Raw genomic sequence first — 19,613 nt, 5'->3', positions numbered from 1 at the left:
GGGTACGCGTTTCGATGCGTATACTATAGTGTAGCTTTCCGCGATGACGATAGACGGGTTCGAAAATGACGAAACGGTTGCAAGACGCGCACGCCCTCCACGGTCCCGACCGTCCTCGGAAGGGCTCCGAGGGCGCCCGCGCAGGGACGCCCGTCTGCCCCCATGCCCAAACGTGCGGCGCCTGCCAACACGCGAACGAGCCCTATGCGGCCCAGCTCGCGCGCAAGGATGCGCGCGTGGCCGAGCTGTTCGGCGGCTTCGAGGGCGCCGAGCTGCGGCCTATCTTGGGCATGGACGACCCGTTCCGCTACCGCAACAAGGTGGTCTCGCCGTATGCGCCGGGCAAGAAGCTGCCGGGTGCCGCGCCGGGTGGAAGGGCCGAGAAGGGCAAGGGCTCGCGCGGCGACCGTGCCCGCGAGGCGCGCGGCCGCCGCACGGCGGGCCGGGCGCGCCATGAGATACTCTGCGGCATGTACGCCGCCCACTCCCACCGCATCGTGCCGACCGATGGGTGCCTCGTGGAGAACGAGCAGGCCAAGCAGGTTATCCTGGCCATCCGTTCCCTCATGCCCCGCTTCGGCATCGAGCCCTACCGCGAGGATGCGCACAGCGGCTTTCTGCGCCATGTCGTGGTGCGCGTGGGGCATACGAGCGGCGAGATGCTGGTGACGCTGGTGACGAACGGTCGGGAGTTCCCCGGCTCGCGCGCGTTCTGCCGCGAGCTGGTTAAGCGCTGCGCCGGCATCACCACCATCGTGCAGAACGTGAACGAGCGCCAGACGAACGTGATCCTGGGCGAGCGCGAGCAGGTGCTGTACGGGCCCGGGTTCATCCTGGACCAGCTGTGCGGCTTGAGCTTCCGCATCTCGCCGCAGTCGTTCTACCAGGTGAACGCCGTGCAGACCGAGGTGCTGTACCGGCAGGCCGTGGAGTTGGCGCACCTTGCCGGCGCCGAGCGCGTGGTGGACGCGTACTGCGGCACGGGCACCATCGGCCTCGTGGCCGCCAAGCACGGGGCGGCTCGGGTGGTGGGCGTGGACTCCGTGGCTTCGGCCATCCGCGACGCGCGCGAGAACGCGCGGCACAACGGCGTGGAGAACGCCCGGTTCGTCGTGGGCGACGCGGGCGCTTTCATGCGCGAAGCCGCCGCCGATGGCGAGCAAGTAGACGTGGTGCTCATGGATCCGCCGCGCGCGGGCTCGAGCGAGGAGTTCCTGGAATCGTTGGCTGGGTGCGCGCCCGCGCGCGTGGTGTACATCTCCTGCAACCCGGAGACGCAGGCGCGCGACGTGCGGCAGCTGGAGCGCCGCGGCTACCGCCTGCGCACGCTGCAGCCGGTGGACATGTTCCCCCACACGGACCACATCGAGACGATCGCGCTGCTGGAGCGCGAAGGAGGGCGATAGCATGGACGAGCAGGCGAAGGCGGGCGGTTGGGACGGGGTGTCCGCGGGCGCCGGACGCGCAGGCGGGGAAAGGGCCGACGCCTACCGGTTCGCGCTCGACACGATCCTCGACGGCATGCGCGCCAACGTGTACGTCACCGACCCCGCCACCGACAAGATCCTCTACATGAACCGCTACATGAGGGAGGACTACGGGCTGGACCGGCCCGAGGGCACGCTATGCTGGCAGACGCTGCAGCGCAACCTGGACCGCCGCTGCCCGTTCTGCCCGGTGGACAAGCTCGAGGCCGCCGAGCCTGGCCGTTTGGTGGAATGGGAGGAGACGAGTTCGAAAACCGGTCGCGTGTACCGCAACTGCGACAGCCTCATCCGCTGGTTCGACGGCTCGCTCGTGCACCTGCAGCAGTCCGTGGACATCACCGACGTGAAGACGGCCAGCATCGACGAGCTCACCGAGCTGCTCACGCGGCGTGTCGGCAAGGGCCGCCTGCAGGCGCGCATGGACCGCGAGCGCGACGAGGGCGACGTGTTCAGCGTGTGCCTGTTCGACATCAACCGTCTCAAGGAGATCAACGACCGGTTCGGACATGCCGAGGGCGACGTGGTGCTGCGGGCTGCGGCCGACGCGGCGCGCAGCCAGCTCTCGGGCGAAGAGTTCGCCTTCCGCCTCTCGGGCGACGAGTTCGTCTGCGTGGTGGAGGGCGATGCCGCCGAGGCGCGCGGCAAGATGGAGCGTGCCGACGACCTGCTCTCGGGCCGCGTGAAGGGCGATCTAAGGGAGACGGGCTTCTGCTTCGGCATCGTGGAGGTGCAGGGGAGCGACGTCGCCGAGGTCAACGAGGTGCTCACCATGGCCGACGAGCGCATGTACGAGCAGAAGCGCCGCCTGCACATCGGGCGCAGCGAGGCGCGTGCGCAGGAGGCGCTGGAGCGCAACAGCGTCCTGACCGACGAGGACGTGGGCGCGTTCGCATTCGATGTGGACTTGCTGTACGACGCCCTGGTGGACAGCACCGACGACTACCTCTACGTATGCAACATGAAGACGGGCGTGTTCCGCTATCCGCAGGCCATGGTGGAGGAGTTCGGCCTGCCGGCGCAGGTGGTGGCCGATGCGGCGGCTGTATGGGGCTCGCACGTGCATCCCGATGACCGCCAGGCATTCCTCGAGTCCAACCAGGACATCGTCGACGGGCGCACGACGCGGCACTGCGTGGAGTACCGGGCCCTCAACCGTGCGGGCGAGTACGTGTGGCTGCGCTGCCGCGGCATGCTCATGCACGACGGCGACGGCGAGCCCAGCCTGTTCGCGGGCTTCATCACCAACCTGGAGAAGAAGAACAAGGTGGACCACCTCACCGGGTTGTTCAACAAATTCGAATTCGAGGACGTGGTGCGCCGCGCCTTGGAGGCGCGCCCTGACGAGCGGCTGGGCCTCATGGTGCTGGGGATCGACGATTTGCGCCACATCAACGACCGTTACGACCGCAGCTTCGGCGACGACGTCATCCGCATCATCGCGCATCGCATCCAGAGCGCGCTCGTAGGGCGTGCGTATGTGTACCGCTTGGACGGCGACGAGTTCGCGGTTGTGGCGCGCGGCGACGATGCCGCCACGCTGCCCGACGTGTACCAGGCGTTGCACCAGGCCTTCCGCCGCCAACAGACGCACGAGGGCAAGAAGTTCTACTGCACGCTCTCGGCCGGCTGCGCCCAGTACCCGGCGGATGCGGAAACCTACGAGGACCTGGTGAAGTTCGCGAACTACGCGCTGGAGTACGCCAAGGCGCACGGCAAGAAGCGCCGCGTGCCGTTCTCGCCCAGCATTCTGGCGGAGCGCTCGCGCACACTGGAGCTGGTGGAGCGCCTGCGCGACAGCATCGAGCACGATTTCGAGGGCTTCCGGCTGGTGTTCCAGCCGCAGGTTAACGCCGCGGACGGGCGCGTGATCGGCGCCGAGGCGCTGGCGCGCTGGAGTTGCGACGCCTGCGGGGAGGTGCCGCCGCTGGAGTTCATCCCGCTGTTGGAGGAGAGCGGCCTCATCGTGCCGTTCGGCGCCTGGGTGCTGCGCTGCGCCATGGACACGGCTGCGCGGTGGCGTGCCTGGAACCCCGACTTCGTCATGAGCGTTAACCTGTCGTACCGCCAGCTCGACGAGGCCAAGCTCGTGCCGAGCATCGCCGAGGCGCTGGCCGCCACGGGCCTGCCGCCGGCGAACCTGGTGGTGGAGATGACCGAGAGCTGCTTCGCCAGCAGCAGCGAGGCGGCCCAGAAGCTGTTCGTTGGCGTGCGGGCGCTGGGCGTGCGCATTGCCATGGACGACTTCGGCACGGGCTACGCGGCGCTGGGCATGCTGAAGCAGTCGCCGGCCGACATCGTGAAGATCGATCGCACGTTCGTGCGTGACATCCGCGACAGCACATTCGACGCCACGTTCATCCGGTTCGTGGTGGAGCTGTGCCATGACGTGGGCATCCGCGTGTGCCTGGAGGGCGTGGAGGTGCCGGAGGAGTACGAGGCCGTGAGCGGCATGGGCCTGGACAGCATCCAGGGCTTCCTGTTCGGCCGTCCCTGCCCTCCGGACGAGTTCGAGCGGAAGTTCCTGGGGAAGGGGTAGGCTTCGGGCGCGCGAGGGCGCGGCAAACGCCGTTTTGCCGCCGGCGGCCTGCGGGCTCTTTCCCGCAGCAGCCGACCGGGTGGGCGGATCGCGAAGATTCCGTGGCGGCGTCCTTCTTTTCGCGACGGCGTCCTTCTTTCCGCGGCCGGCGTGGTACGATTTCCTAAAACCCAGCAAAACACTAGGAGATAGACATGGCAGACCATATTTCAGAGCTCATCGGCGAGACCCCGCTCGTGCTGCTGGACGCGCTCTCGCAGGAGACGGGCCTTCGCGTGCTCGCCAAGTACGAGGCGGCGAACCCCGGCGCGTCTATCAAGGACCGCGCGGCCCGTTCGATGATCGACCGCGCCGAGGAGCGGGGCGAGATCGCGCCGGGCCGCACGGTGCTCGTGGAGCCCACGAGCGGGAACACCGGCGTGGCCGTGGCCATGATCGGCGCCGCGCGCGGCTACGAGGTGGTCATCGCCATGCCCGAGTCCATGAGCCGCGAGCGGCGCGCGCTCATGGCGGCCTATGGGGCGCGGCTGGAGCTCACGCCGGCGGCGGCGGGCATGGCCGGCGCCGTGGCGCGCGCCGAGGAGATAGCGCGCGAGGTGCCGGGCGCATGGATCGTCGGCCAGTTCACGAACCCGGACAACCCCCGCGCCCACGAGGAGACCACCGGGCCCGAGATCGTGCGGCAGCTGGGCGGCTTCCCCGACTACGTGGTGGCCGGCGTGGGCACCGGCGGCACGCTGTCGGGCGTGGCGCACTACCTGCGCGCGCAGGGCGCTCCCACGAAGCTCTACGCCGTGGAGCCGGCGGAGAGCCCGCTCGTGTCGCAAGCGCTGGCCGGCGAGGAGCTGGCGCCCGCGTCCCACGGCATTCAGGGCATCGGCGCGAACTTCATCCCCGCCACGCTCGATTTGGACGCGTTGGACGGCGCGCTGGCGGTCTCGGCCGACGATGCGCTGGCCGCCGCGCGCGACCTGGCGTCCCGCGAGGGCCTGCTCGTGGGCATCTCGTCGGGCGCGAACGCCGCCGCCGTGCGGAGGCTCGCGGCCGAGCGCCCCGAGGCGCGCGGCGCGACCGTGGTCACGTTCGCGGTGGACACGGGCGAGCGCTACCTGTCCACCCCGCTGTTCGCGTAAGGAGCTCCCCATGCCCGCGCCAGACGCCATCGACCGCATGCGATCCACCCTTGCCGAGCGCGTCCTCGCCGGCCCGGACACGCCGGCGCTGCTCATGGTGTCGGGCGGGTCGGACTCCACGGCGCTCGCGTACCTGGCCGCCGAGTTGCACGAGGCCGGGGAGCTGGGACCGCTGGCCATGCTGCACGTGAACCACCGGCTGCGCGGCGAAGCCGCCGATGCCGATGCGCGCTTCGTGGCGCAGCTGGCCAAGCTGCTGGACATCCCGCTGTTCTCGTGCGAGATCGACATCGCGCGCGAGGCCGAGCGCACGGGCGAGAACGTGGAGGCCGTGGCACGCCGCGAGCGCTACCTGGCGGCGAACGAGGCGCTGGAGAGCCTGTGCCGCCATGCGGCCGCACCGCTGGTCGACGGCCGCATCGTCACGGCCCATACGGCCGATGACCGGGTGGAGAGCTTCTACATGCGCTCCATCGTGGGAACGGGGCCGGGCGGCTTCCGCGCCATGCGGTACCGCAACGGGCCGGTCGTGCGCCCGCTGCTGGACGCGAGTCGGAACGATCTGCGAGCTTACCTGGTCGAACGGGAGCGGGCGGAAGAGCCGGTGGCCGTGGATGCGGAGGGGAGCCTCTGGCGCGAGGATGCCACGAACGCCCACACGGACCGGTTCCGCGCCTACGTGCGCCACGAGATCGTGCCCCGGGCCAAGGAGCGCAACCCGCAGCTGCTCGACGTGCTGTGCCGCAGCATGAACCTGATCGCCGACGAGGACGATATGCTGGAGGCGCAGGCCGAGGCGCTTGCGAACCGCCATGCGGCGTGGATCGAGCAGTCGGAGGCCCTGGGAATCGACCACGGCGCCGGCTGCGTGCTGGCCCCCGCGCTGGGCGCCGAGCCGCGCCCGCTGCAGCGCCGCGCCGTCCTGCGCGTGCTGGGCCTCGTGCTGGGCGCCGAGGCGCGCGTGGAGGCGGCGTCGGTCGAGGCCGTGCTGGCCGCCTACGACGGCGCCGGCGCCCCCCGCGGCGGCTACGTGGCGAACATCCAGGGAGACCTGGCCGTCAGCGCCAACAAGCGCGGCGTGCGCATCGAGCCCATGGCCGCGTTCCGCGCACGCCGCAAGCGAGGGTGACGGAAAGACGGGTTCGCGCCCCTCTGCACCCGGCCTTGCGTTACAATACCGGGCATGGATAACGAACAGAACACCCACGAGGCGGCCGCGCGCAGCGCGGAGGCCGCCGCTTCCGGCGGGGAGCCCGTCCCCGACATCATCCTGGCCAGCGGCTCGCCGCGGCGCAAGCAGCTGTTGGAGGACGCGGGCATCGCATTCTCCGTGCGCGTGTCCGAGGTCGACGAGACCTTGGAGCCCGACCTTTTGGCCGACCCGCCCGAGGCGGCGAAGAAGCTGGCCGAGCGCAAGGCCGGCGCCGTGGTGCAGGAGGTGCTGTCGGAGAACTACCTGGGCATGGCGGCCGTGCTGGGCGCCGACACCATGGTCGTGCTCGACGGCGAGATATTCGGAAAGCCCGTAAGCCTCTCGGACGCCAAGCGCATGCTGCGCCGCCTGTCCGGGCGCACCCACGAGGTGATCACGGCTGTGTCGCTGTGGATGGTGGCCGCTCCTGCGATCGAGGACATCTCCGTGGGCTTCCGCACATTCGTCGACCGTTCCGCCGTCACGTTCCGCTGCCTCACCGACGAGGAGATCGCCGACTACCTGCGGAAGGGCGAGTCGTTCGACAAGGCGGGCGCCTACGCCGTGCAAGGGGAGGGGGCGAGCCTCGTGGAGCGCGTCGACGGCTCCTTGGACTCGGTTATCGGCCTGCCCGTCGGCCGCCTGCTGGACGAGTTCCCGGACCTGTTCGCCGTGCGCTGACGGCTGGCTGACGAAAACGAAACCCCTTGTTTTTTCAACCTATACGCCCTGCTCCCGCGGCGAAATGTAAAAATCGTGGCCCTTGGCCCGGCGTTACCGTCTCGTCTCCTTTTATGAAGAACGCAATGGTACACTAACCGAATCTCAAGGTAAGCGTGACGCCTCCGCTCACGTATCGCGCTTCGGCGCGGAGCGTGGGACGGCGGAGCGCGGATATGACGAAGAGGATGCGAGCTGTGCAGAACGACCTGGCCGAGGTGCTGTTCACCGAAGATGAGATCGCCGCGCGCGTGGCCGAGATCGGCCGCGCCATCACGCGCGATTACGCCTGCACTGCGGACGAGGGCGGCATCGTCCTCATCTCCGTGCTGCGCGGGGCGGCCATCTTCATGGCGGATTTGGCCCGCAAGATCGAGCTGCCGGTGGAGATGGACTACCTGGCCGTCTCGTCGTACGGCAACGGGGCGAAGAGCTCCGGCGTCGTGCGTATCCTGAAAGACCTCACGTCCGAGATCGAAGGGCGCCACGTGATCGTGGCCGAGGACATCCTCGACTCCGGCCTTACCTTGACGTACCTGCTTAAAAACCTGTCGTCGCGTCATCCGGCCTCCCTCGAGGTGGCCACGCTGCTGCGAAAGAAGACGCCCGCGCAGGCGAAGATCGACTGCAAATACCTTGGCTTCGAGTGCCCCGACGATTTCATCGTCGGCTACGGGCTGGACTTTGCGGAGCGCTACCGCAACCTGCCCTGCATCGGCATCTTGAAGCCGGAGATCTACCAATAACGACGTACCCGCGGCGGACGGGCGGCGCACCGATAGGTGGCGGCCGGTTCGCCAGGTAAGCGTGCGGCGGCGGCTCGAACGGGCGGCGGACGGGAAGTCCGCACCGGGTGCCGCGGCCGACCGTTCGGGAAGGAAAGTCAGGCTCCATGGCACAGGATAACAAGAACAGCAACAAGAAGTCGCAATTCCAGCAGCCGAGTCCGCGGACGACCATCATATCGGTCGTCCTGTTCCTGATCGTGGCCTTCTTCGTGGGCCAGCAGTTCATGAACATGTCCAGCACCACGCAGACCGACAGCCTCATCACGTCGGAGTTCGTGCAGGCCGTGGAGCAGGACCGCGTGACGAAGGTCGTGTACGACGCCGGCGGCCACACCGTTTCCGGCTCGTACTACCCGGCCGTCACGGCCGGCTCGACGGCAGCCAACGCGTTCAACGACGCGTTCCAAGCGCTCAACGCGCGCATGGCCACGCTCAAGAACCCCGACACCGGCAAGGCTCTGGGCGGCGTGGGCACCACCGACGTCAACGCGGCCACGCTGGGCAGCGAGCGCAACTTCACGTCCACCTACGTGGGCCAGGACTCGCTCGGCGAGCTCATGGCCGCGCATCCGAACATACCCTACCAGGTGAACCTGCCGTCCGGTTTCATGGACCTGCTCATCACGCTGCTGCCCATCATCGCCATCGGCGCGCTGCTGTTCTTCTTCTTCAACTCCATGCAGAAGGCGAACAACTCGCAGATGTCGTTCGGCAAGGCCAAGACGAAGAAGTCCATCGAGGAGCGTCCCGACGTGAAGTTCTCCGACGTGGCCGGTGTTGACGAGGCCGTGGAGGAGATGCAGGAGATCAAGGACTTCCTGGCGAACCCGGCGAAGTACCAGTCCATGGGCGCGAAGATCCCGCGCGGCTGCCTGCTGGTGGGCCCTCCGGGCACCGGCAAGACGCTGCTCGCGCGCGCCGTCGCCGGCGAGGCGGGCGTGCCGTTCTTCAGCATCTCGGGCTCCGACTTCGTGGAGATGTTCGTGGGCGTGGGCGCGTCCCGCGTGCGTGACCTGTTCCAACAGGCCAAGGACGCCAGCCCCGCCATCATCTTCATCGACGAGATCGACGCCGTGGGCCGCCAGCGCGGAACCGGCCTGGGCGGCGGCCACGACGAGCGCGAGCAGACGCTGAACCAGCTGCTCGTGGAGATGGACGGCTTCGAGAGCAACGATTCGGTCGTGCTCATCGCCGCCACGAACCGCGCCGACGTGCTGGACCCCGCCCTGCTGCGTCCCGGCCGCTTCGACCGCCAGATCGTGGTGGACGCGCCCGACGTGAAGGGCCGCGAGAAGATCTTGCAGGTGCACTCGAAGGACAAGCCCATCGGCAGCGACGTGGACCTGGCGAAGGTGGCCAAGCTCACGCCGGGCTTCACGGGCGCCGACCTGGCGAACCTCATGAACGAGTCGGCGCTGCTCACGGCGCGCCGTGGCAAGAAGATCATCACGCAGCGCGAGGTGAGCGAGTCCATGGAGCGCGTCATTGCCGGCCCGGAGCGCAAGGGCCGCGTGCTCGACGAGCAGACGAAGCACACCATCGCCTACCACGAGAGCGGCCACGCCCTGGTGGGGCACCTGCTGCCGCATGCCGACCCGGTGCATAAGATCAGCATCATCTCGCGCGGCCGCGCGCTGGGGTACACGCTGTCCATCCCCAAGGAGGACAAGGTGCTCAACTCGCTCGGCGAGATGCGCGACGAGCTGGCCGTGTTCATGGGCGGCCGCGTGGCGGAGGAGATCTTCTGCGACGACATCACCACGGGTGCCAGCAACGACCTCGAGCGCGCCACGAAGATGGCCCGCGCCATCGTCACCCAGTACGGCATGAGCGCCGAGCTGGGCACGCAGGTGTTCGGCCAGCCGAACCACGAGGTGTTCCTGGGCCGCGACTACGGCAACACGCAGGACTACTCGGAGGAGACGGCCAAGCGCATCGACGACGAGGTGGCCCGCATCATGAAGGACGCGCACGACCGCGCCTACGAGATCCTCGTGAGCCATCGCGAGCAGATGGACCTCATGGCCAGCGTGCTCTTGGAGCGCGAGACGGTGGAGGGCGAGGCGTGCCTGGCGCTGCTCGACAACACGTGGGACGACTACCTGAAGCACGAGGGAGAGATCAACGCCCGCAAGGAGGCCGAGGAGCAGGCGGCGCGCGAGCGCGATGCCAAGCTGGCCGACCCGAACTGGAAAGAGGAGCCGGTGGAGCCGGGCGACCAGGATCCGAACCCGCCGTTCCGCGAGCCCTCGGACGAGGATGATGGGGCTGCAGCCGGCGCGCAGGCACCGGGCACAACGGCCCCTGCAGCGCCCGCCGACGGCTCTAAGGGCTTCCTCGACGAGATGGAGAAAGGCTTCCGCGAGATGATGGGCGACGGCAAGGGCGCGCCACAGGAGGGCAAGCCCGCCGACCGCACCGACGATGAGAAAGGCGACGGAGAGCGTAAATGATCTGGCGCTGCGCTGAGTTCGAGTTCGACACCAAGATGCCCATCGTCATGGGCATCTTGAACGTTACCCCCGATTCCTTCTCCGACGGCGGCGAGCACGAGGACGCTGGCTCCGCGCTCGCCCATGCCGAGCGGATGGTGGAAGAGGGCGCCGTAATCGTGGACGTGGGCGGTGAGTCCACCCGCCCCGGAGCCGCGCCCGTGAGCGTGGACGAGGAGCTGGAGCGCGTGCTGCCCGTGGTGCGCGCGCTCGCCGAGCGCGGGATGTGCGTGAGCATCGACACGCGCCGACCTGCGGTGGCGCGTGCGGCCGTCGAGGCGGGTGCGGCCATCGTGAACGACGTGTCCGGCTTCCGCGACCCGGCCATGGTCGACGTGGCACGCGGTTGCGACGCCGGGCTCGTGGTCATGCACATGCAGGGCGACCCGGCCACCATGCAGGACGACCCCGTGTACGACGACGTGGTGAACGACGTGCGCGACTACCTGCGCGACCGGGCGGCCGCGCTCGAAGTGGCGGGCATCGCGCGCGAGCGCATCTGCATCGATCCCGGACCCGGCTTCGGCAAGACGCCGAAGCAGACCATCGAGCTCGTGCGCAACTTCCAAGAGTTCGCACGGCTGGGATACCCGGTGATGGCGGCGCTGTCGCGCAAGAGCTACATCGGCTACGCGTACCGTATCGACGAGCCGCGAGAGCGCGACCAGGCATCCGCCGCCGAGGCGCTCATGGCCTGCGAGCTGGGGGCGAACGTGGTGCGCACGCACAACGTGGCCGAGACGGTCAAGGCACTCAAGGACCTGCGCCCCTACGCGCTGCTGGGCCTGGGCTGCAACGTGCCGCTCGTGGCCGAGCCGGGCGAGGAGCGCGAGGGGAAGATCGCGCTTTTGAACCAGGCCGTCACCGAGCTGTGCGCGCTGCCGGACTCGCAGATCGTGGACATTTCCAGCTTCTACGAGAGCGAGCCGGCCTACTACTTGGACCAGGACGTGTTCGTGAACGCCGTCATGCTGCTGCGCACGGGGCTCGCGCCCAAGGAGTTGCTGGGCTACCTGCACGCCATCGAGAACAGCCTTGGCCGTGTGCGCGAGAGAGAGAACGGGCCGCGCACCTGCGATATCGATATCATCGACTACCAGCTGTACGTGACGGACAACGACCTGCTCACGCTGCCGCACCCGCGCGCCCTCGAGCGCGACTTCGTGGTGCAGCCGCTGCTCGAGCTGCTGCCGGGCCATGTGCTGGCCGACGGCTCCCCTGTGACGCGCGACCGCGTGGCGGTGGGGAAGGCCACACGGCTGTGAGCGAGCCGCTCGCGTTCCGCCTGCGCGTGCTCGACGAGGTTACCTCGACGAACGACGAGGTGAAGCGCGCGTTGGAGGCTGGCGAGCCCGAGGGCCTGGCGTTGCGCGCCCGTCGGCAGACGGGCGGCTACGGCCGGCAGGGTCGCGCCTGGGCGAGCCCCGAAGGCGGCCTGTACCTGTCGCTGCTGCTGCGCCCCTCGGTTGACGCCGCCCTACTGCCCACCCTGAGCCTCGTGACCGCCCTGGCCGTGCGCCGCGCGGTAGTCGGGCTGCTCCCCGCCGAAGCTGCGGAAAGCGTCCAGGTAAAATGGCCAAACGACCTGGTGGTTCCGGCGGCCGGCCGGCCGCCGGAACCTCTCGACGCTGCGTCAGCACAGCCCGTCTTCCGCAAGCTGTGCGGTATCTCGCTCGAGGCTCATGCGGGCGGCGTGTGCGTGGGCATCGGCGTGAACGTGGAGCTGCCGGATCCTGCCGACAATGCCGAGGTGGGCGGCAAGAACGTCCCCGTCTACCTACCCGAGCTGGGCTTCGAGGGCGGCATCGACGATGTGGCCGCCGCGGTCCTGCACGCGTACGCGCCGCTGTACCGTGCCTGGCAGGCCAAGGGCTTTGCGCCGCTTGCAGGCGAGTACGCCGCCCACGCCAGCCTCACGGGGCGCAGCGTGCGCATGGTGAACCTTGCGGGCGAGCCGGTGGCCGAGGGGACGGTGGCCTCGGTGGACGCGTTCGGTCGCCTCGTCCTTCGCGCGCCCGACGGATCGTGCGTGCCGGTCGCCTCCGGCGAGGCGCATCTCGTGTAGATCAGCCGCCCGTCGGCGAATAGGCGCCTTTGGCAGCGCTTTGCTGTGGTTGCTTTATGTATCTGTCGACAAGGTGTTCTCCTTTCTCTGTGCGCGCGAGTAAAATATCTCGTTCCGCAAAAATGAGAAAGGCATCTCGAGCCATGGCAGCATCCTCAGCGACGAAGACGAAACTCCCCCTCGATCTCAACGAAGAAAGCACCGGCGCGCCCCTCGGCAAGGACCCGAAGAATCCCGGTCGCGACAGCAAGGTCAGCCGCATGGGCACGGCATCCATCCCGCGCCTCATCACCGAGTTCGCCATTCCCGCCATCCTCGGCATGGTGGTGAACGGTGCCTACAACGTGGTGGACTCCATCTTCCTCGGGCAGGCCATGGGCGAGATCGGCCTGTCGGCGGCCACCGTGGCGAACCCCATCATGATCGTGTTCATGGCCATCTCCATGCTCATCGGCAACGGCGGCAACGCGCTCGCGGCGCTGCGCCTGGGCGAGGGGCGGCGCGTGGACGCCGAGATCAGCTTGGGCAACACGGTGCTGCTGAGCGTGGTGGTGTCGGCCATAGTCGGCATCGCGGCGCTGAACCCCGCTGTCTTGGACGGCCTGCTCACGCTCTCGAGCGCCACCGACGACGTGCGCCCCTATGCGCGGGCGTTCCTGCAGATCATCTGCTTCGGCTTCATCTTCCAGTGCATCGGCATGGGCGTGAACAACTTCATCCGCACGGCCGGCGCGCCCAACCGCGCGCTCGTCACCATGCTCATCGGCCTCGTGGTGTCCACGGCGTTGAACTACCTGTTCGTTCTCCGGCTGGGTTGGGGGGTGGAGGGCAGCGCGCTGGCCACCATCATCGGGCAGGCCGCGTCGTGCGCCGCGGTGCTGTGGTACTTCGTGTTCACGCGCAACGTGCCGCTCAAGCTGCACTTCCGCTACATGGCGCCGCATCTGCGCGTCATCGGCACCATCCTGTCGCTCGGCTTCGCCAGCTTCGCCGTGCAGGCAGGCATGGCCGTGGTGAACTTCGTCATCAATCACCTGCTGGTCCAGTACGGCGCGTTGAGCCCCATCGGAGCGGACGACGCGTTGGCGTCCATCGGCGTGGTGCAGCGCGTGGCCATGTTCACCGTGCTGCCGCTCGTGGGCGTGGCCGTGGCCATCCAGCCGCTGCTCGGCTTCAACTACGGCGCGAAGCTCATCGACCGCGTGCGCAAGACGCTGTGGTACGGCATTGCCGGCGCCACGGTGCTCGGCACGCTCATGTGGCTGGTGGTGCACCTGTTCCCCGAGTTCATTGTGGGGGCGTTCGGCATCACGCACGACGGGTTGGTGGACTTCACCGTGTTCGCGCTCAAGGTGCAGCTGCTCATGCTGCCGTTCGTGGGCTTCCAGATAGTCGGCTCGAACTACTTCCAGGCCACGGGCCAGCCGGCGAAGTCCATCGTGCTGTCGCTCACGCGCCAGATCCTGTTCCTCGTGCCGCTGCTGTTCGCGCTGCCCGAGGTCCTGCCGCGCGTTCTGCCCCAGTTCACCGGCCTCGACGCGCTGTACTTCGCCACGCCCATGGCGGACTTCCTGTCCATCTTCGTCACCATCATCTTCATCATCGTGGAGATGAAGCGCCTCCGGAAGCTGGAGCGCGGGGAGATCACCGCGAAGTTCTAGCAGGGGCCCGTCGGGATTTGCCCGGCGGATGCCGGTTGCGCTGGTCGCGGCGCGCGGTCCCACGGTACCGTGCGCCGCGGTTTGGCCTGGCAGGTGCGGCGAGCAGCCGACCGTGTGGCCGGTATCCTGCGTATCGCGCGGTTGTCACCCCGATTGTCAACCTGGAAAGAGTCCGCTGGTTACGCGAACCGGCGGGCTCTTCTATACTGCGACGCGGTCTGACGGAAGCGGCGAGCAAGTCGCATGCAGGAAGGAAGCGCACATGGACGAGCGGGCGGTGCAGGGAAAGAAGACGGCGGGCACGCGGGGGAGTACGCGTTCGATCGCGTTCGTGGCGCTCACGATCGCGCTCATGGGCGTTTCGGCATGGGTGGCCATACCGTTCGGCCCCGTGATGCTCACGCTGCAGATGTTCGCGCTTATGTTCGCCCTGCTCGCGCTCAAGCCGCGCGAGTGCCTGGCGGCGATTGCGGGCTACCTGGCGCTCGGCGCAATCGGGCTTCCGATGTTCTCGGGTATGCGCGGAGGCATCGGCATGCTGCTGGGCCCGACGGGCGGCTACCTGTGGGGGTATGTGGTGGCCGCGGCCGCTGCACTCGCCGTGCGGGCGGCCCTCCGCCATGCGCTTGGCGGAGGCGCAGCTGGCAAGAAGCTTGCAGGAGGGCGCGCGTGGGCCGTCGACCTGGCTGCCTGCCTCGTGTTCATCATCGTTACGTACACGTGCGGCTGCGTGCAGTACGCCGCGGTGGTAGGGGTGGATCTCGCCGCCGCGTTCGCCGTCACCATCGCCCCCTTCGCGATCCCCGACGTGGTGAAGGCCGTGGCCGCCGTTGCCTGCGCCCGCGCCGTCACCCGCGCCGTGCCGCGGAGGTAGGGGGTCGATTCTCCTGTGACAGCGTCGGCGAAGCTGTCGGCGAGCGTGGAGGAGCTTTGAGCGCCAGGAGTGTCTCGCGTTTGAAGAGCGTTTGGCGGATCGCGGCGACGCCGGGCGCGTGTGCTTACGCCTCGTACACCACGGCGCCGCTGGTGAAGCCGCCGCCGAAGGCCACCAGCACCACCTTGTCGCCGGGCTTGATGCGGCCGGCGGTGTACGCCTCGGCCAGCGCCATGGGCAGGCTGGCGGCCGAGGTGTTGCCGGCGTGGGCGATGGAGAGCTGGAACAGGTCCATCGGGCGGTCGAGCTTCTTGGCGGCGTACTTGATGATGCGCTCGTTGGCCTGGTGGGGGACGATGCAGGTCACCTCGTCCAGCGCGATGCCCGCGCGGTCGAGCGCCTGGTTGACGGCGACGGTCATGGCCTCGGCGGCGAACTTGAACACCTTCTGGCCGTTCATGTAGATGGTCTGGCGCGGGCGGCCGTCCTCGATGGCCTCGCGCACGGCGAGCTCGTCGGCGATCTGCGCGGCCGCCGCGTCCGTGTCCGCGACCGCCGGCGCGATGCCGTCGGCGTCGAACGGTTGGGGCGCGTCGTACGTCGCGGGGCAGGACAGCGCGTTCGTCACGTCGTCCTCGTTCACGATGTAGCTGCCCAGGATGCCGGTCCGCTCGTCGCTCCACTCGAGCACAGCCGCGCCGGCGCCGTCGCCGAACAGCACACAGGTGTTGCGGTCGGCCCAGTTCGTCAGGCGGGTCAGGCGCTCGGCTCCCACCACGAGGGCGCGGCGCACGGGGTTGCGCCCGGCGGCGCCCGGAGTTTTCGGCGCGCTCGCGGCCATCAGGGCCTCGGCCACGGTCAAGCCGTAGACGAAGCCCGTGCAGGCGGCGTTCACGTCGAAGGCGATGGCGTTCTCGAGGCCCAGGCGGCGGCGCAGCAGGCCCGCCATCGAAGGCACCACCGTGTCCGGCGTGATGGTGGCGAACACCACGAGGTCGATCTCGCCCGCTTCGAGGCACCGCTCGGCGAAGCCGCCTTCGACCCAGCCCAGTGCCTCGCGCGCCGCCTGCTCGGCCAGGTCGGCGTTCGACTCTCCTACGGCCACGTGGCGGCTCTCGATGCCGGTGCGCGTCCTGATCCACTCGTCGTTCGTGTCGACGAGCGCCTTCAGGTCGTCGTTTTGCACCTCAAGCGCCGGAACCGCCTTGCCGAATCCCACCAATGCACTGCCCACGATGTTTCTCCTGCCTTCGACCGCCGCGCACTGCCCGGCGCCGCGCTGCCGCACCGCTGCGCCGACCCGTTGCCGGCTGTCGAAATACTTCGATAATCAAACTAATTCGATTATAGCACGCACCGGAAAAAGCCGAAGAATCCCAAAGCGATGTCCATAAAGCGCCGGCCGAAGCTGGCCGGCCGGTTCCGCGGTTGAGAGGAGGAGGGCGGCGACAATGGCGGGCCGTTGCATGACAAGGCTCGGCCGCGGTTGCTGTGCAAGAAGCAGCCGATCACGAATCGCAGTACGAGGCGCAGCCTCTTGCAGGCCGCGTTGTTTCACGTGAAACATTTGTACGTTTCAAAAAGGGAATCGCGATTGGAGTGACGAACTTTCGAGTGCTGAATGGTTGCCGTTACCCAGGTGCTCTCATTTTTTTCTGCTCGCTGTTCAAATAACCTTATTGAAATAGCCATATATATAAAACGAACGACAGCAGCGCGAAAGCGCCCTTCCCGTCCCTTTCCCGGCATACTACCCTCGGCAGTATGCCGCCCTTCGCCCCTCATCAATCCCATATCGTGACGCTTGTAGCGCGATTTCACGTTGCCGCGGCGATTCGCGGTCCCGCCCTGCGCGGCATGCTGTCCCCAGTGCTATTCGACGAGAGAACCAAGGAGGGCGAAGCATGGAGAAATCAGAGGGCATCACCATCCCGCATGAGAAGCCGTGGCGCTACGAGGAAGGCGAGTACACGGTAACGCGCGGCAGCGCGTGGTCGGGGCCGGGATGCCACCTGGGGTGCGGCGTGCTGATGTACACCGACAAGGACGGCAAGCTCGTGAAGGTGGAGGGCGACCCCGAGAACCCGATGACCGACGGCCGCCTGTGCGTGCGCTGCCTGGACATGCCCGAGATCGTGAACCACAAGGACCGCCTCACCTACCCGATGAAGCGCGCCCGCGCCGACCGCGGCAAGAACAGGTGGGAGCGCGTGAGCTGGGACGAGGCCTACGACATCGTGGAGCGCGAGTTCAACGCCATCAAGGACAGGTACGGTGCCGAGTCCGTGGTGTTCATCCACGGCACCGGCCGCGACATCGCGCCGTGGCAGTCGCGTTTGTGCTGGTCGTTCGGCAGCCCGAACTACGGTAACGTGCTCTCGGGCAACGCGTGCTACCTGCCGCGCGTGGCCGGCATGGCCGCCACGACGGGCTCGTTCTGGATCGCCGACGTGGCGCAGCATTTCCCCGACCGGTTCGATCACGAGGGCTGGACCATGCCCGAGGTCATGTTCGTGTGGGGCAACAACCCCCTCATCGCGAACTCGGACGGCTTCTTCGGCCACTGGGTCATCGACCTCATGAAGCGCGGCATGAAGACCGTGGTCATCGACCCGCGTGTGACGTTCCTCGCGGCGAAGGCCGACTTGCACCTGCCCATCCGCCCCGGCACCGACGCGGCGCTGGCGCTCGGCATGCTGAACGTCATCATCAACGAGGAAATCTACGATAAGGATTTCGTCGACTGCTGGTGCTACGGCTTCGACGAGCTGAAGGAGCGCGTGCAGGAGTATCCGGCCGGCCGCGTGGCCGAGATCACCTGGATCCCCGAGGACAAGATCGTGCGCGCCGCCCGCATGCTGGCCGCGGCGAAGCCGGCCACGCTGCAGTGGGGCCTTGCCATCGACATGACGCGCGAGGCGATCCCCGCCGGCCAGGCCATCGCAGCGCTGTTCCAGATCACGGGCAACATCGACTGCCCGGGCGGCCTGGTGCCCCCCGCGGAGATCATGGCGTACTCCGGCGGCTGGGGCCGCGATCTGCTGCCCCCCGAGCAGGAGCCGAAGCGCCTGGGCCTCGACCGCTACCGCCTGCTGCAGATGGGCTTCAAGCAGTCCTCGCCCGACGTGCTCATCGAGACCATGGAGACGGGCGTGCCCTACGAGATCCACGGCGCACACTTCCAGACCACGAACGGCATCGCCTGCATGGGCGCCGACCCTCACCGCGTGTACAACGCGTTCAACAAGTGCGACTTCATCGTGTCGGTCGACCTGTTCATGACGCCCACCATCATGGCGCTGGCCGACGTCGTGCTGCCTGCCGCCACGTTCGCCGAGCGCAACGGCATCCGCGTGGGCGACGGGCCGCAGCGCGGCGAGGTCATCAACAAGGTCACGCAGATCGGCGAGTGCAAGTCCGACATGCAGATCAACCTGGAGTTGGGCAAGCGCTTCAACCCCGAGGCCTGGCCCTGGGAGAAGCCGGAGGAGATGTTCACCGAGCTCTTGAAGCCCACGGGCTACTCGTGGGAGGAGCTGCGCGAGGAGGCGCCGGTGTACCTTCCGGTGGAGTACTACAAGTACAAGACCGGCAAGATGCGCAACGACGGCCAGCCCGGATTCCAGACGGCCACGGGCCGCATCGAGCTGTGGTCGACGTTCTACAACGCGGCCGAGCTCGACCCGCTGCCGTACTTCGAGGAGCCCGATCCGGGCCCCGGCTCCACGCCGGAGCTGTTCGAGCAGTACCCGCTCGTGCTTACCACGGGCGCGCGCAACTGGAGCTACTTCCACTCGGAGCACCGCCAGATCGAGCGTTTGCGCCGGATGCACCCCGACCCCATCGTGCAGGTGCATCCCGACAAGCTGGCCGAGCTCGGCATGGAGGACGGCGAGTGGGTGTGGATCGAGAACCAGAACGGCCGTGCCAAGATCAAGATCGAGTCGACGCCCATCCTCACCGATCCCCGCATCGTGGCCTGCGACCACGCATGGTGGCGGCCGGAGGGCGACCCGGAGAAGTTCTTCGACGTGTTCGAGTACAACATCAACAACCTCATGGTGTACAGCCCCGGCAAGAGCGGGTTCGGTTCCAACTACAAGACGAGCATCTGCAGGCTCTACAAGCTCGAGGACGGTGAGTAACAATGGCCCAGTACGGAATCTTGGTTGACTACGAATGGTGCACGGGCTGCCATTCGTGCGAGTTCGCATGCCAGATGGAGCACGGCTACCCGGTGGGGCAGACGGGCATCCTGGTGAACGAGATAGGTCCGTGGAAGATCGACGAGGACGTGTGGCAGCTGGCCTACATGCCGGTTCCCACCGACCAGTGCGACCTGTGCGCTGCGCGCCAGGCTCTCGGCAAGGTGCCTACCTGCGTGCAGCACTGCCAGGCGAAATGCCTGGAGTACGGCCCTCTGGAGGAGCTGAACGCCAAGCTGGCCGTCAAGACGAAGCAGGCGGTGTTCGCCCTCGGCGAGTAAGCAAGGGACCCGCGTCCCGGCTGCGTGCCGGGACGCGGGTCAGCGGTCGGCCGTGAGACGGCGGCCGGCCGAGTCGTCGCATACAGGAAAGCGGCTGGACATGCGACGCATACCCTCCAAAGTCTGCCAGAATTCGAAGAATCTGATGCGCGGCACGCGGCGAAGAAGGCGTTCTGCGC

General features: G+C 67.9%; 14 protein-coding genes. 13 read left to right on the top strand and 1 reads right to left on the bottom strand.

The window, feature by feature from the left end:
• The first annotated feature begins 65 nt into the window (after window positions 1-65).
• The 11 genes from rlmD (at window position 66) to LB310_RS01855 (ending at window position 14,948) form a co-directional block, all read left to right on the top strand.
• Window positions 66-1,406, top strand: coding sequence for a 23S rRNA (uracil(1939)-C(5))-methyltransferase RlmD (gene rlmD / locus LB310_RS01905; RefSeq protein WP_301154247.1), 1,341 nt, complete (start codon window positions 66-68; stop codon window positions 1,404-1,406).
• Window position 1,407: 1 nt separating this feature from the next.
• Window positions 1,408-4,023, top strand: a complete 2,616-nt coding sequence (locus LB310_RS01900) for an EAL domain-containing protein (RefSeq protein WP_301154246.1) — start codon at window positions 1,408-1,410, stop codon at window positions 4,021-4,023.
• 194 nt (window positions 4,024-4,217) lie between these two features.
• The gene (gene cysK / locus LB310_RS01895) at window positions 4,218-5,156 is read left to right on the top strand and encodes a cysteine synthase A (RefSeq protein WP_301154244.1); all 939 of its coding nucleotides are present in this window, start codon (window positions 4,218-4,220) and stop codon (window positions 5,154-5,156) included.
• Between the two features lie 10 nt (window positions 5,157-5,166).
• On the top strand, window positions 5,167-6,285 hold the full coding sequence (gene tilS, locus LB310_RS01890) for a tRNA lysidine(34) synthetase TilS (protein WP_301154242.1): 1,119 nt from the start codon (window positions 5,167-5,169) through the stop codon (window positions 6,283-6,285).
• 54 nt (window positions 6,286-6,339) lie between these two features.
• Window positions 6,340-7,029, top strand: coding sequence for a nucleoside triphosphate pyrophosphatase (locus LB310_RS01885; RefSeq protein ID WP_301154238.1), 690 nt, complete (start codon window positions 6,340-6,342; stop codon window positions 7,027-7,029).
• Window positions 7,030-7,244: 215 nt separating this feature from the next.
• A complete protein-coding gene (hpt, locus tag LB310_RS01880) occupies window positions 7,245-7,814 on the top strand; it encodes a hypoxanthine phosphoribosyltransferase (RefSeq protein ID WP_227115076.1) in 570 nt (189 codons plus the stop codon).
• A 146-nt stretch (window positions 7,815-7,960) separates the two neighbouring features.
• The gene (gene ftsH, locus LB310_RS01875) at window positions 7,961-10,309 is read left to right on the top strand and encodes an ATP-dependent zinc metalloprotease FtsH (protein ID WP_301154236.1); all 2,349 of its coding nucleotides are present in this window, start codon (window positions 7,961-7,963) and stop codon (window positions 10,307-10,309) included.
• Window positions 10,306-11,613, top strand: a complete 1,308-nt coding sequence (gene folP, locus LB310_RS01870) for a dihydropteroate synthase (RefSeq protein WP_301154234.1) — start codon at window positions 10,306-10,308, stop codon at window positions 11,611-11,613. Before ftsH ends, folP begins: the two co-directional genes overlap by 4 nt.
• A complete protein-coding gene (locus LB310_RS01865) occupies window positions 11,610-12,413 on the top strand; it encodes a biotin--[acetyl-CoA-carboxylase] ligase (RefSeq protein WP_162457323.1) in 804 nt (267 codons plus the stop codon). The genes folP and LB310_RS01865 overlap by 4 nt, the downstream gene beginning before the upstream one ends.
• A gap of 143 nt (window positions 12,414-12,556) precedes the next feature.
• On the top strand, window positions 12,557-14,074 hold the full coding sequence (locus tag LB310_RS01860; RefSeq protein WP_301154231.1) for an MATE family efflux transporter: 1,518 nt from the start codon (window positions 12,557-12,559) through the stop codon (window positions 14,072-14,074).
• A 262-nt stretch (window positions 14,075-14,336) separates the two neighbouring features.
• Window positions 14,337-14,948: a biotin transporter BioY gene (locus LB310_RS01855; protein WP_301154230.1), complete on the top strand. Its 612-nt coding sequence runs from the start codon at window positions 14,337-14,339 to the stop codon at window positions 14,946-14,948.
• 124 nt (window positions 14,949-15,072) lie between these two features.
• Here the strand turns inward: LB310_RS01855 and LB310_RS01850 are convergent, their stop codons facing one another.
• A complete protein-coding gene (locus tag LB310_RS01850; RefSeq protein ID WP_301154229.1) occupies window positions 15,073-16,182 on the bottom strand; it encodes a 3-oxoacyl-ACP synthase III family protein in 1,110 nt (369 codons plus the stop codon).
• Window positions 16,183-16,852: 670 nt separating this feature from the next.
• Between LB310_RS01850 and LB310_RS01845 the strand changes: the two genes are divergently transcribed.
• Together LB310_RS01845 and LB310_RS01840 are read left to right on the top strand one after the other, a co-directional pair.
• Window positions 16,853-19,093, top strand: coding sequence for a molybdopterin-dependent oxidoreductase (locus LB310_RS01845; RefSeq protein WP_301154227.1), 2,241 nt, complete (start codon window positions 16,853-16,855; stop codon window positions 19,091-19,093).
• A gap of 2 nt (window positions 19,094-19,095) precedes the next feature.
• Window positions 19,096-19,434 (top strand): oxidoreductase, encoded by a 339-nt coding sequence (locus tag LB310_RS01840; RefSeq protein WP_301154224.1) that lies wholly within the window; start codon window positions 19,096-19,098, stop codon window positions 19,432-19,434.
• Window positions 19,435-19,613: the final 179 nt, after the last annotated feature.

Origin of the sequence: Gordonibacter sp. RACS_AR49, from assembly GCF_030418435.1 — a bacterium.
Taxonomy (GTDB): domain Bacteria; phylum Actinomycetota; class Coriobacteriia; order Coriobacteriales; family Eggerthellaceae; genus Gordonibacter; species Gordonibacter urolithinfaciens.
This window is presented reverse-complemented; position numbering and strand designations above follow the sequence as displayed.